Below are 14,056 nucleotides of genomic sequence, written 5' to 3'. Positions count from 1 at the left end.
TTTTATGAACGATGATCTTTTAAGTAAAAAATGTTTACCTTGTGAAGGAGGTGTCCTTCCTTTTGATATATCTGAAATTCATAAATATCAGAAGAAAGTTGATGGTTGGGATATTACAGAAGACGAAAATAAAATATTTTTCCTATTTAAAAAATTTAATTTTGAAAATTTTATAAAAAGTCAAAATTTTGTTAATGAAGTTGGTAAAATTTCTGAGGAAGAAGGTCATCATCCAGATATAAGTTTTGGTTGGGGTTATGCAGAAATTAAAATTACCACACATGCAATCAAAGGTCTTTCAGAAAATGATTTTATTTTAGCTGCAAAGATAGATAAAATTACTAATGTCTGAAATGTCTTGTCTTGGAAAAGACTAGAATAGTATCTGTTTCGTTTGCAAATTTAATTATTTCTTTGTCTCTAATTGATCCAGATGGTTGAATTACAGCTTGAACTCCTGATTGAACTAATTTTTCAATTCCATCCACAAATGGAAAAAAAGCGTCTGACGCTGCAACCAAATTATCTCCAAATAAATTAAATTTTCTCATTTTATTAATTGCTATCTCACAGCTATCTAATCTACTCGGTTGACCTGATCCAATACCAACAATAGAATCATCTTTTGCGAGGACAATTGCGTTTGATTTAACATATCTACAAACATTGAATGCAAAAAATAGATTTCTGAGCATCTTAGGGTTTGGTCTTCTTTTAGATACAACTTTAAAATCTTTATTTTTGAATATTTTTAAGTCTTCAGATTGAACTAATATTGCTTCATTTGATGAATTGAATTTTGTAATTTCACTAAGTGAATAATTTGTTGAGTCAATTACACGTAAATTTTTTTTAGTTTTAAGTATTTTTAGAGCATCACTATCAAAACCATTAGCAATAATTACTTCTAAAAAAAGTTTATTTAGTTCAACTGCAAGATTTTTTCTTATTTTAAAATTACAAGAAACAATTCCTCCAAAAGCACTTATGGGATCACATGCTAATGCAGATTTATAGCTATTTATAGGATTTGAATTTATTGATACACCACAAGGGTTTGCATGTTTTACAATTACAGTACCTTTGTTTTTTGGTAAAGATTTTGAAATAGTTAATGCAGCAAAAATATCGTTGTAATTATTGTAGCTTAGTTGTTTTCCTTGAAGTTGTTTTAAATTAGTTTTTAAATTTTTCGAATAATATCCACTAAATTGATGTGGATTTTCTCCATACCTAAGTTTTTCAATTAAATTTGCAGAAAAAACTTTTTTATCTGGCAAGTGTATATTAGCTTTTTTATTAAAATAACTTGAAATTACAGAGTCATAGTAAGCAGTTTCAGTAAAAGCTATTCTTGATAGTTTTTCTCTGAAATTTAATGATGTAGCTCCATTATTTCCATTCATCTCATCAATTAATTCTTGATATTGATCTGCAGAAGTAATCACAGTTACATCATTATAATTTTTAGCAGCAGACCTAACCATAGTGGGACCTCCCACATCTATATTTTCAATTATTTTTTTGTGATTATTTGTAATTTCTAAAGTTTTTTCAAAAGGATAAAAATTTACAATTACTAGATCAATATTTTCAAAATTATTTTTCTTTAAGTCATTTAAATGTTTTTTATTGTTTCTTTTATTTAAGATTCCTGCGTGTACTTTTGGATGTAAGGTTTTAACTCTTCCCTCTAAAATTTCAGGAGAATCTGTAAAATCAGATACTTCTAAACAATTAAATTTTAATTTTTTTATTTCTTTAAAAGTTCCACCAGAACTAATAATTTTGATTTGATATTTTTTTAAAATTTCTAAAACTGGTTTTAAATTATTTTTATTTGATACAGAAATAAGAGCTGTTTTTATTTTTTTCATTATATTTTACTTATTTCCCATTTAATTATTTGTTCACTTTCATTACTCATGCCAGAGATAAATATATTTTGGTTTTCTTGATACGAATTTTTATTACCGAAATATAAACCATTATCAATATTTATATCATAGTTATCACAACTAAATTGCCAACCTTCATCTTCTAATTGTATCAATATAAACTTATTATTTTGCGTTTTCATAACTTTAGAGTCGGGATGAAGATGAAATCTAATATCAAATTTAATTTGCTTGTCAGGATCTTTTCTTACTATTTTATCATGACCAATAAATTTAAATTGTTCAGGATAGAATTCTATTTCTCTATGATGATCTATTTTAAACTTTTTGAAGTAACCATTATGACTAGCTGAAATTTTCCAATAATTCTTCTCAAAAACTATATTTTTATTTTCAATTTTTAAATCTTTTTGTATCAAAAAATTATCACCATCTTTAATAAAATCGCATGAAGAATAATCTTCAATTGAAAGTGTACTTTGTAAAGCGGTGCTTTTGGAAAATTTATTCAGTCTGTTTTTTGGATCTGGATAATATCCAGAATTTGAAATTAATTTTTTATCGTTAGAAAAAATTTCAAAAGATAAAGCGCCTGCCTGATAATTTTTGGTATATATTTTTTCAGGATTTGATCCAATGTCAGCCGCTAGGATAAATTTTTTATTTTGCAATATTGTATATCCAGCTAACTCATTAATTTGATTTTTAAAAGTATATCCAAATCGTTTTAAATATTGGTCAAATTCATTATGATTAGATGAATAATTTCCATTAAAAAAGATATCTTTCTTTATGTTTTGCCACACAAAAGCATAACTGGATCCTAAATAATATATAGTTTCATCAACATATTCTGGAATTGGATTTTGCGATTCTTTAAACCATTCTCTAATAATGATTAGATATTTAAGATAAAAAACTAAATTTTGAATATTTCTTGATTTGGGAAAACCTTGTTTATCAAGAGAGTTTTTGATTAAATTTTTTAATATATTTAAACCACTGTCTAAATAATTTTTCTCATCTTTATACGCTAAACCTGTTAAAATTATTGCGGCACAGCCAATCAGTTTTTCTTCTGTTTCATCTAAATTTTTGATCTCATTTAATAAATGGTTAGTTTGTTTTTGAAGCATATGATTAAAATATAATCTATATTCTTCATTACTATCTTCATAAGTTAACTGATGATTGGAAAGCCAAGCAATAATTCTTTTTGCAGTAATATTGAATTCCCAAATATTCTCATCAAATTTTTCATTTTTATTAATCCAATTGAGAATAATTGATTGCGTGGTTTCCTTAGATGATTTTAAATCCAAACTAAAAAACCAAAAAAAATTGTTTAGTTTTTTAAAGTCTTTAGAAGAAATATTGTTTGTCCAGATAGTTTCAGTTACAAAATCTTCAATTTTATATTTTTTTTTTTGATAATTTATAATTGAAGATAAAAGATGAGGACTTGGTTTATATTCAAAATTGTTATCAAAAGTTTTTGAAATTCGTTTTTCATAAAAATTTGAATTTTTATATAATTTCTTAAATGAAGATTTTAACTTAAAAAATATTCCATTAGAAAGATTTAAGGAATTTTGAGATTGCATTAACTTATCTTGTTTTTAATAAATTAATATTCTTTTTAATATCTCCATCATTGCTTTTAAAAACCGTTGTACCAGATACAAGAATATTAGCACCAGCTTCAATTGCTATTTTACAATTGTCAAAATTTATTCCACCGTCTATTTCAATATCAAAGTTAAGTTTTTCTATTTCTCTAATTTTTTTTAATTGTTTAATTTTTTCTAAAACTTCTGGCATGAATTTTTGTCCACCAAACCCAGGATTTACACTCATTATTAAAACTAAATCAATTTTATCTAAAAGATTTTTTATTAAATCTATACTTGTTTCAGGATTGAGAGAAACCCCTACCTTTTTCTTTAGATCTTTTATTTTATTTATTGAGTCTTCTAAATTATCAGTTGCTTCTGGATGCACAGTAATTATATCTGCACCTGCATCAGCATAATCTTCTATGTATTTATGCACTGGAGAGATCATTAAATGAACATCGAATTTTAATGAACAATGTTTTCTGAGAGCTTTAATTACTGGAGGACCGATTGTTAAGTTTGGAACAAAGTGTCCATCCATTACATCTACATGAATCATATCAGCTCCGCCTTCCTCAAGTCTTTTTATTTCAGTACCTAATTGGCTAAAATCAGCTGATAAAATTGATGGAGATATTTGTATATTTTTCATTGATATCTAGACTTACTAGTATCAATTTTTAAAATTTAATTGAATTAAAAAATTGATAAATCTGCCTAGAAATTTCACTTTCAAGAGGGAAGGATAACATTCCCATAACTGAATATCCCAAGATCCAAGGCATCAAATAAAATCTAATCATGAAAAAGAACCAAGCCACATAAAGAGGTACCAATGGTTGAATTATGAAAGAAGGAGTAACAGGTTTAAAAATTCTTAATAAGGGATTGGTAAATTTTACAAAAGCTTTCATAAAGAAAAAATTTGAGTCTTCTCTTTGAAAGATATTCATTGCTACTCTTCCAACTAAAGTCCACATTATAATTCCAAGAATATAGTCAATTATATAAACTAAAGGATGAAAGTTAGCAGACATTAAGGAATTTATATTTGATCTTAAAAAGAAATAAAAGGGGCGAAATTAATCGCCCCTTAAAAAGATTATTTATTTTTGGCCGCCGATTACAGATGCACCCGCAGGTACCCTAGAATCATCAACCATTTTTTGTGTTGCAGCGCTCGGTGCTGAAGTCATTAAACTTACAACAACCATAGCTACTAAGCTAACAGTAGATCCGAAGATACCAAATGTTAACTGAGTAATTCCTAAGAATCCGCTTCCACCACTTCGTACCCAAACTAGATACGCGAAACCAGAAACTAATCCTAAGACCATACCAGCTATAGCACCTTCTTTGTTAGCTCTCTTCCACCATACACCAAGTACAAGTGGCCAGAACAATCCAGACATCGCAAAGTCAAAAGCCCAGATTACTGAACCTAAGATACCTTGGATCTCCATTGCTGCAATAGTTGCTCCTGCAAAACCAATTACTACAAGTAATACCCTTGCAACAACTAGTCTCTTAGCAGTTTCAGCTTTAGGGTCTACCATTTTGTAGTAAACGTCATGCGAGATTGCATTTGCAATTGCAAGAATCAAACCATCTGCAGTTGACATCGCAGCTGCCAAACCTCCAGCAGCAACTAGACCTGAGATTACATATGGTAATCCAGCAATTTCTGGCGTTGCTAATACAACGGCTTTACCACCCATGAAGAACTCGTTTAATTCAACAGTTCCATTTCCGTTAAAGTCGCTTACAAACATCAGATTTGCTTGGTTCCAGTTTTGATACCAATCGATTGCTTGAACGTCTGCAATTGATTTACCAATAATACCTGTCGGTAAGTTTGGATCAATCAAAGCAAGTTTAGATAGTGTCGCTAACATCGGTGCAGAAGAATATAGTAGGAAAATAAAGAATACTGACCAACCTACTGATTTTCTAGCTGCTTTTACACTTGGAGTAGTAAAGAACCTCATCATTACGTGTGGTAATGAAGCTGTTCCCATCATCATTGCTAATGCTAATGAGATGAAAGCCCAAGGTGTTGCGTTTACTTCAGAGTGAGCTTTAGTAATACCAGCTAACCCTTTAGGTACTGTAGCTAAATCAGCAGCAGAGTTTTTAACAAAACCATACTGTTGTTCTAACTCACCAATTCTAGCAACTTCATCAGCTAACATGAAGTGTGGGAAGAAACCCGCACCAATATTATTACTGATCCAGAATACTGGAAGTAGGTAAGCTATAATTAGCACAATGTATTGTGCAACCTGTGTCCAAGTTACCCCTCTCATACCACCAAGCATTGAACATAGTAAAATACTAACTAGTCCAACATATACTGCGTATTGGAATGGGATATCTAAAGCAACAGCTGCAATAGTACCTGTAGCGTTAATTTGTGCAGTCACATACGTGAATGATGCAACAGTTAAAACGATAACTGCCATCAATCTTGCAGTATTACCACCGTATCTAGTACCTACGAAATCTGGAACTGTGTAACATCCAAATTTTCTTAAGTATGGTGCTAATAAAGTTGCAACTAACACATAACCACCTGTCCAACCTACAAGCAAAGCCATATATCCATAACCTTTGAAGTAAATACCACCTGCCATCGCAACGAATGAAGCACCAGACATCCAGTCAGCTGCTGTTGCCATTCCGTTGAATACAGTTGGAACCGTTCTTCCAGCTACGTAATAGTTACTTGCTTGGGCTGTTCGAGATAGCCAACCAATTGCTGCGTAGATGAAAATGGTAAAACCTACAAAGCAAATACCTATTGCTTTTGCAGACATACCCATCTGCTCACCAATCGCCATTAAGATTATGAAACCTATAAATCCACCCGTGTAGATTCCATAAACTTTAGGCAAGTTATCTATAAAATTACCCTTAATCATTAGTCGTCTCCTTTTTCACTAAAGCCGAACTCTTCATCAATTTTTTCTTGTCTACCTGCAAACCAGAAAATCAGGATTACAAATATGGCAAGAGAACCTTGACACGTGAACCAATAAGTTAATGGATACCCAAAAGGTCCAGTAACTTCGTTCATTTCAGCTCCGAAAAGGAATATACCCATTGAGAATACAGCCCAGATTGCAAGTGTTACAAACAACAAGCCTCTGGTCTTTTCCCAGTGTTGAGCGTTTTTCGCCATGTATACCTCTCTTTTTTAGTTATAACTGCTAAAACCTTAACCATTATGAAAGAGAATAAAAGTGTAAAATTAGCCGTATTAGGTTAATTTTTTCAAATATTTTCAATAAAATTAACTTTTTATGGATAAAAAAAAATTAAGTTGGAAAGATTTATCATTAAGTGATTTCAAAGTTTATTTTTTTTCTTTGTTTAAAGCTTTTATTCCTAAAACAAAAATTAAAACTTTAGATGAGTTAGAAAAGTTTATTCAAACAAAATCAGCCTGGGTATCTCAAGTTACACTTTATAGTTATTTAAAAACTAGAATGGGGACAAGATATGTTCTTCACTTTGATAATGATGAATTTATGAAGTCTGTAAATGAAGCTAAATGGAATATTTATTCTGTTGCTCTTCAAGATTTAACATTTTTCACTTTTTCTTATTTAAAAGTTAATTTTAGTTACAATGAATTAGATAAAGCCAAGGAAATTTTTTTAAAAATTTTAGATGATGAAACAACAAATAGTATGCCTTTGCATATCATCGAAGAAGCAAAAAAAGAATTTGATGAAAGACTAATTAAAATTGATTGGGAGAAGTATCACAATGATCGTCCTTTTAATCCAAGTGCTTTATCAATGTATAAATGGGCACCAATAGCAGATGAATTAAAAACTCTTGATCGAAAAATAGTTTTAAATTCCGTTATTTTAAAATGGGATGTTATTAAAAAAGAATTTAAAGACAGAATACAATTCTAAATATTTTTTCTGTTTTCAACCAAACTATCTACAACACTAGGATCGGCTAATGTAGTTGTATCTCCCAATTGACCATGTTCATTTGCAGCAATTTTTCTTAAAATTCTTCTCATAATTTTTCCAGACCTTGTTTTTGGAAGTCCTGGAGTGAAATGAATTAAGTCAGGTGTAGCAAGAGGACCAATTTGTTTTCTAACCCAAAGTTTTAGATCTCTTTCGAGTTCACCAGTTTCTCTTTCACCAGCATTTAATGTTACATAACAATATAGACCATTACCTTTAATATCATGTGGGTAACCTACAACTGCTGCCTCTGCTACCTTTGGATGAGCCACAAATGCACTTTCAATTTCAGCAGTACCCAAGTTGTGTCCTGATACAATAATTACATCATCTACCCGACCTGTAATCCAATAATATCCATCCTTGTCTCTTCGACACCCGTCTCCAGTAAAATATTTACCTTCAAACTGAGAAAAATAAGTATCTATAAATCTTTGATGATCCCCATATACTGTTCTCATTTGTCCAGGCCATGATTGTGCTATACAAAGCCTTCCTTCTCCAGGTCCTTTTATCTCTTTGCCGGATTTATCAACTAACATAGGCTTTATTCCATAAAATGGTTTTGTTGCAGAGCCAGGTTTTAGAGGAATAGCGCCTGTTTGAGGAGCAATTAATATCCCTCCTGTTTCTGTCTGCCACCATGTATCTACAATTGGGCACTTAGAATTTCCAACTGTTTTGTAATACCACATCCAAGCCTCTGGATTTATTGGTTCACCAACAGTTCCAAGTAATTTTAAAGATTTTCTAGATGTTTTTTTGACAGGCTTATCACCTTCTCTCATTAGAGCTCTGATTGCAGTGGGTGCAGTATAAAAAGTATTTACTTTGTATTTGTCAACTATTTGCCACCACCTAGAACTGTCAGGATAGTTTGGTATTCCCTCAAACATTATAGTTGTTGCACCGTTCGAAAGAGGACCATAGATAATATAACTGTGGCCTGTTACCCAACCAATATCAGCAGTACACCAATAAATATCTTTTGGTTTGTAATTAAAAATATACTGATGAGTCATTGATGCATACACCATGTATCCACCTGTTGTATGAAGAACTCCTTTTGGTTTTCCAGTTGAACCTGATGTGTATAAAATAAATAAAGGATCTTCTGCGTTCATTTCTTCTGGCTCACATTGAGAAGGAACATCTTTAATTAAATCATGATACCAAACGTCTCTATCATAATTCCAACTAATTGAATTACCTGTACGTTTAACAACGATACATTTTTTTACATTGGGACAACTTTCTAATGCTTCATCAGTTGTTTCTTTTAAAGGAATAGTTTTTCCACCTCTAACACCTTCATCAGCTGTAATTATATATTCAGACTCACAATCATTAACTCTTCCAGAAATAGAGTCTGCAGAAAAACCTCCAAAAATAATTGAGTGGACTGCACCAATCCTAACACATGCCAACATTAAAATAGCAAGCTCAGGTATCATTGTAAGATAAATTGTAACCCGATCTCCCTTTTTAATACCTAATTTTTTTAAACCATTTGCCGCTTTAGAAACTTTTTGATGAAGCTGTTTGTAAGTAATTTTTTGATTATCTTTTGGATCATCACCAACCCATATTATTGCTGTTTTATCTTTTTTATCTTTTAGATGTCTATCGATACAGTTTGCAGATGCATTTAGTGTTCCATCTTCAAACCATTTAATTTTTACTTCCTTAGAACTGTATTTAACGTCTTTAATTTTTTTATAAGGTTTAATCCAAGTAATTCTTTTTCCCTCTTTTTTCCAAAATTCGTCGTTATTTTTTATAGATTGAGAATATTTTTGCTCGTATTTACTTTTGTTAGCCAAACTACTTTTGATCCACTCAGGTTTAGTTTTTATAACTAATTCAGGAGCAGGTTTTTCATTTTGCTTTAAAATTTTTTTTGATTTTTTTCCTTTAACTTTAGTTTTTTTCTTAACAGCAGTTTTCTTTCTTACTTTAGTTTTTTTTTTAGATTTAGCTTTTTTCTTTTTTTTTGGCATGGATTATTTTTTTTTAAATTTTACTCATGTTATTTATAATTTTCCAGCTTTTATCATCAATTGGCATTACCGAAAGTCTACTTTGTTTAATAAGCGCTAAATCGCTTAAATCCATATTTTTTTTGATATTTTCAAGGGTTACTGGTTTAGAGAATTTGCTTTTAAATTGGACCGTTACTGCAACAAACCTTCCAGTCTTATCAGTTTTATCTAAATAGTGTTCTTTAATTACTTTTACTATTCCAACCACCTCTTTACCAATGTTAGAGTGATAAAAAAAACATAGGTCACCCTTTTTCATACTTTTTAGATTATTTGCTGCTTGATAATTTCTAACACCATCCCAAGGTGCTCCTTTTTTCCCAGCCTTAATTTGTTGATCAATAGACCAAACATCTGGTTCTGATTTTAATAACCAATAGTTCATGACAGTTGTACTCCTGCACCTTTCAAAAATGCAGCTTTTTCATCTAAAGGCCATCTAGGTTTTGCTGGATAATCTAAAGTATTAAATTCATTTAATTTATATTTTTCTAAACCTACCATTGCAATCATTGCAGCATTATCTCCGCAAAGTTCTATTGGAGGAAATATACTTTTATAGTTATTAGCTTCACATAAATTAATCAACGCAGATCTAATTTTTTTGTTAGCAGCAACTCCTCCAGCAACTACAAAAACTTTTTCTTTTAATTTATTTTCTTTTTCAAATTCTTCAAATGCTATCTTTGTTTTTTTATTAAGAATTTCTTCAACAGTTTTTTGAAAAGAAGCAGCTAAGTCAAATTTTTCTTGTTCTGTTTTTATAGATTTTGCAATTTTTAAAATTGCAGTTTTTAATCCTGCAAAAGATAAATTGCATCCACCTTTATTAAAAATTGGTTTGGGTAAATCATATTTCTCAGGATCTCCTTTTTTTGCCAAAACTTCGATTTGTGGTCCACCAGGAAATTCAATTCCCAAAAGTTTAGCTGTTTTATCAAATGCTTCACCTAATGCGTCATCAATAGTTGTTCCTAATCTTTTATATTTTCCAAGACCTTGAACACTTAAATATTGTGAGTGACCTCCTGAAATTAATAATAATAGATAGGGATAATTTAAATGGGAATTTAACTTAGGACTTAATGCATGACCCTCAAGATGGTTAACTGCTATAAAAGGTTTATTAATTGCGCTTGCAAAAGCTTTTCCAAAACTCAAACCAACTGACAAGCAAACAATTAAACCTGGCCCAGCAGTTGAAGCAACAGCATCAATTTCTTCAATTTTTTTTCCACTATCTGAAATTGCTTTTTCAACAATCCAGTCTATTTTTTCTATATGTGATCTTGCGGCTAGTTCGGGAACTACTCCCCCAAATTCTTTGTGAACATCAACCTGACTAGAAATAATATTGGATAAAACTGTTGGAATTCCTTTGTCATTTTCAGTTATTATAGATGCTGCAGTTTCATCACAGCTAGTCTCTATTCCAAGAATTAAGGGTTTTTTACTCATTCAAATAGTTTTTAATAATTGTACAATCTCAATACAAGTAAGAAATAAAATTTTAATGAATAGAAAAATTATAATAGGCTCAAGAGGAAGTAAATTGGCTTTGCTTTATGCGCAAAAAGCTAAAGATAAAATTATTGAAGCTTTAGACTTACAAGATGATCAGATTGTCATTCAAACAATAACTACAAAAGGTGATCAAATTCAGGATCGAAGATTATCAGAGGTCGGTGGCAAGGGTTTATTTTCTAGTACGATTGAAAAAGAACTGAAAGAAAAAAAAATTGATATAGCGGTACATGCATTAAAAGATATGCCAGCCATTGAAACTGAAGGACTTAGAACTAATTCATTTTTACAAAGGACAGATCCAAGAGAAATTTTGATAACAAATGACAACAAAAATATCGAGGAATTAAAACAAAATGCAATAGTAGGAACCTCATCTTATAGAAGGGAATTTCAAATTAAAAAAATAAGATCAGATGTAAACTGTAAATTAATAAGAGGAAATGTAGATACTAGAATCAAAAAGCTCAAGGAAGGTATTTATGATGCAATAATTTTATCTTATGCGGGTATAAAATATTTAAATTTAGATAATGAAATTTCTGAAATTTTTTCGACTGATCAAATTATTCCAAGTGCAGGCCAAGGTATTATTGCTTTACAGTGTAGAGATGATGATGATGAAATTATAAAAGTTTTAGAAAAAATAAATCACAAAGATACTTATATGAGAGCCCACATAGAGAGAAACATTTTAAAGGCATTGGAAGGTGACTGCGAAACGGCAATAGGTGCTCATTCAATTATAGAAGGAGATAAAATTACAGTTAAAGCTGAACTATTCTCATTAGACGGTTCCCAAATATTTTATGAAAAAAAAACTGGCAGTATTGATATGTTTAAAGAAATTGGAACAGAAGTTGGTAACACTTTAAAAATTAAATCAAATAATTCATATAAAAAGTAAAATGCATATTTTGTTAACTAGACCTATAGAAGACTGTTCAGAAATGATAGTTAAGTTTCAATCTTTAGATCATAAAGTTTCTCACCTTCCATTAATAAATGTTGAAAATGTTCAACATGAAAAAATCAATTCTAATGATTATGGCGGTATAATATTTACAAGTTCTAATGCAGTAAAAAATTTAAATGTAGAAAATTTAAATAAAAAATTAATTTGTTTTTGTGTTGGTAGTGCTACAGAAAAAAAAGCTAGAAGTATAGGCTTTCAAAATACAATTGCTGCAGAAGGAAATGTTTCAAACCTTAAAGAATTAATTTTGCAAAATTATGAATTAAAAGAAACTCCACTTCTTTATGTGAGTGGTGAGATCATAACAACTGATTTAGACCAACAATTATTAAAAGAAGGGTATGTTGTTAAACGTATTATTAATTATAAAGTTAATCATACGGAAAAATTTGATGAAAATTTTGTTAATGAATTAAAGCAGAATATGCCAGATATTGTTTATGTTTATTCTCAAAACAGTGCCTCTAGTTTCTTAAATTTTATAAAAATCTATCAAACAGAAAACCTTTGGATGAATACAAACTTGATGTGTATAGGTGAAAAAACCTCGTCAATATTGAATGAAATCAAATGGAAAAAGATATTTCTTTTTAATCCTGGAGAAGAAGAGTTTTTGTTATATAAAATTTAGGTATGGAATTAATAAATAATTTTTCTGAAATATTTTTATCTGTTTGGAATAAAGGAATACTTGGTGTCGATATTTTTCAAATTTTAATTGGAGTAGGGATATTCTTACTTTTTTTAGTTTTTAGAGGGTTAATTAGTAAATTAATTATAAAAAAATTAGAAATTATCTCAAAAAGAACAACAAACAAATTAGATGATACTTTTGTTCAGTCATTAATTGGTCCAGCTAGATTTTTACCAATTGTATTAGGTTTCTTTATTGCAAGTTACTACATGACTTTTTCCACAGAGGGTAGAGAAGTAGTTGATACAATTAATAGAACGTTAATTACGATATTAATTTTTTGGGTTATTCATCAAATTATAGAACCCATTTCATATATTTTAAGTGGACTAGATAAACTTTTAACAAGAGAGCTTATTGGATGGATAATTAAATCGCTTAAGATTTTAATATTTATTTTAGGATTAGCTGCAGTACTAGAATTATGGGGTATTAAGATAGGACCAATTATTGCTGGTCTTGGTTTGTTTGGGGTTGCTGTTGCGCTTGGAGCCCAAGATTTATTTAAAAATTTAATTTCTGGAATTTTAGTATTAGTTGAAAAAAGATTTAAAATTGGAGATTGGATTGCAGTAGACGGGATTATTGAAGGCACAGTTGAAAAAATTGGTTTTAGATCAACAACAATAAGAAAGTTTGATAAATCTCTAGCGATTATTCCTAATTTTCAATTTGCAGAAAATGCTGTGGTTAATGTTAGCGAAACATCTAATTGGAGAATTAGATGGATAATTACATTGCAGTACGACTCTACGATTGATCAATTAAAAAAAATAAGAGAGGAAATTGAAAGTTATATAAATAACAGTGAAGACTTTAATCAATCAACTGGGGTTGCGGTTAGAATTGAGAAGTTTTCTGATAGTTCAATAGATTTATTGGTAAGATGTTTTACAAATTCAAATAGTTGGAGTAATTCACTAGAAGTTAAAGAGAGATTGGCAATTGAAATTAAGCAGATTGTAGAAAAAAATAAGGCCTCTTTTGCTTTCCCAAGTCAGTCAATTTATGTTGAGAAAAAATGATAGCAATTTTTTATTTAGTTTTACAGATTTTAAAACTGTATTCTTATGTAGTAATAGCAAATGTAGTTATAAGCTGGTTGATAGCATTTAATGTTTTAAATACTCAAAATAGATTTGTTTACTCAATTTTAGAGCTTACATACAAATTGACTGAGCCAATACTTAATAAAATTAGATGTTTTTTACCCAATTTAGGATCACTAGATATTTCACCAATCATTCTTCTTCTATTGATTTGGTTTATTGAAATGTGTATGAAGCTCTACATTGCACCAATTATATTTTAGAAAGT

At 29.9% G+C, this 14,056-nt stretch carries 15 protein-coding genes; 6 read left to right on the top strand and 9 right to left on the bottom strand.

What is annotated here, in order from left to right:
* Positions 1–4 precede the first annotated feature (4 nt).
* Positions 5–352: a 4a-hydroxytetrahydrobiopterin dehydratase gene (locus ACTTA5_RS06490; protein WP_440648802.1), complete on the top strand. Its 348-nt coding sequence runs from the start codon at positions 5–7 to the stop codon at positions 350–352.
* On the opposite strand, the gene purH is transcribed toward ACTTA5_RS06490, so the two are convergent.
* From purH to ACTTA5_RS06460, 6 genes are all read right to left on the bottom strand, one after another.
* On the bottom strand, positions 342–1,877 hold the full coding sequence (gene purH / locus ACTTA5_RS06485) for a bifunctional phosphoribosylaminoimidazolecarboxamide formyltransferase/IMP cyclohydrolase (protein ID WP_440648800.1): 1,536 nt from the start codon (positions 1,875–1,877) through the stop codon (positions 342–344). The two genes, ACTTA5_RS06490 and purH, sit on opposite strands and share 11 nt — an antisense overlap.
* Positions 1,877–3,502, bottom strand: a complete 1,626-nt coding sequence (locus ACTTA5_RS06480; protein WP_440648798.1) for a heparinase II/III domain-containing protein — start codon at positions 3,500–3,502, stop codon at positions 1,877–1,879. The genes purH and ACTTA5_RS06480 overlap by 1 nt, the downstream gene beginning before the upstream one ends.
* Before the next feature lie 4 nt (positions 3,503–3,506).
* Positions 3,507–4,166, bottom strand: a complete 660-nt coding sequence (gene rpe / locus ACTTA5_RS06475; protein WP_440648796.1) for a ribulose-phosphate 3-epimerase — start codon at positions 4,164–4,166, stop codon at positions 3,507–3,509.
* 28 nt (positions 4,167–4,194) lie between these two features.
* Positions 4,195–4,551, bottom strand: coding sequence for a hypothetical protein (locus tag ACTTA5_RS06470; protein WP_440619143.1), 357 nt, complete (start codon positions 4,549–4,551; stop codon positions 4,195–4,197).
* A gap of 69 nt (positions 4,552–4,620) precedes the next feature.
* A complete protein-coding gene (locus ACTTA5_RS06465; RefSeq protein ID WP_440648794.1) occupies positions 4,621–6,435 on the bottom strand; it encodes a sodium:solute symporter family protein in 1,815 nt (604 codons plus the stop codon).
* A complete protein-coding gene (locus ACTTA5_RS06460) occupies positions 6,435–6,695 on the bottom strand; it encodes a DUF4212 domain-containing protein (RefSeq protein ID WP_440613626.1) in 261 nt (86 codons plus the stop codon). The genes ACTTA5_RS06465 and ACTTA5_RS06460 overlap by 1 nt, the downstream gene beginning before the upstream one ends.
* Positions 6,696–6,816: 121 nt before the next feature.
* Here ACTTA5_RS06460 and ACTTA5_RS06455 point away from each other — a divergent pair, with 121 nt between their 5' ends.
* A complete protein-coding gene (locus tag ACTTA5_RS06455) occupies positions 6,817–7,440 on the top strand; it encodes an esterase (RefSeq protein ID WP_440648792.1) in 624 nt (207 codons plus the stop codon).
* On the opposite strand, the gene acs is transcribed toward ACTTA5_RS06455, so the two are convergent.
* Genes acs through tsaD form a run of 3 tightly spaced genes read right to left on the bottom strand, consistent with a single transcriptional unit; the run spans position 7,437 to position 11,003 of the window.
* Positions 7,437–9,503, bottom strand: coding sequence for an acetate--CoA ligase (gene acs, locus ACTTA5_RS06450; RefSeq protein ID WP_440648790.1), 2,067 nt, complete (start codon positions 9,501–9,503; stop codon positions 7,437–7,439). The genes ACTTA5_RS06455 and acs overlap by 4 nt on opposite strands.
* A 13-nt stretch (positions 9,504–9,516) precedes the next feature.
* A complete protein-coding gene (locus ACTTA5_RS06445; protein ID WP_440648788.1) occupies positions 9,517–9,930 on the bottom strand; it encodes an EVE domain-containing protein in 414 nt (137 codons plus the stop codon).
* Complete coding sequence (gene tsaD / locus ACTTA5_RS06440) at positions 9,927–11,003, bottom strand: tRNA (adenosine(37)-N6)-threonylcarbamoyltransferase complex transferase subunit TsaD (protein WP_440648786.1); 1,077 nt, start codon at positions 11,001–11,003, stop codon at positions 9,927–9,929. The genes ACTTA5_RS06445 and tsaD overlap by 4 nt, the downstream gene beginning before the upstream one ends.
* A 55-nt stretch (positions 11,004–11,058) precedes the next feature.
* Here tsaD and hemC point away from each other — a divergent pair, with 55 nt between their 5' ends.
* From hemC to ACTTA5_RS06420, 4 genes are read left to right on the top strand one after another with little or no spacing between them, the layout of a single operon-like run.
* Positions 11,059–11,976, top strand: coding sequence for a hydroxymethylbilane synthase (hemC, locus tag ACTTA5_RS06435; protein ID WP_440648784.1), 918 nt, complete (start codon positions 11,059–11,061; stop codon positions 11,974–11,976).
* 1 nt (position 11,977) lies between these two features.
* Entirely contained in the window at positions 11,978–12,676 is a 699-nt protein-coding gene (locus ACTTA5_RS06430; protein ID WP_440648782.1) for a uroporphyrinogen-III synthase, read from the top strand.
* 2 nt (positions 12,677–12,678) lie between these two features.
* Positions 12,679–13,764, top strand: coding sequence for a mechanosensitive ion channel family protein (locus ACTTA5_RS06425; RefSeq protein WP_440648780.1), 1,086 nt, complete (start codon positions 12,679–12,681; stop codon positions 13,762–13,764).
* On the top strand, positions 13,761–14,051 hold the full coding sequence (locus ACTTA5_RS06420; protein ID WP_440648778.1) for a YggT family protein: 291 nt from the start codon (positions 13,761–13,763) through the stop codon (positions 14,049–14,051). Before ACTTA5_RS06425 ends, ACTTA5_RS06420 begins: the two co-directional genes overlap by 4 nt.
* Positions 14,052–14,056: the final 5 nt, after the last annotated feature.

This window comes from Candidatus Pelagibacter sp. HIMB1521 (assembly GCF_052047875.1).
Taxonomy (GTDB): Bacteria; Pseudomonadota; Alphaproteobacteria; order Pelagibacterales; family Pelagibacteraceae; genus Pelagibacter.
The sequence above is the reverse complement of the archived record's forward strand: the minus strand, read 5'-3'. Positions and strand labels throughout refer to the sequence as shown.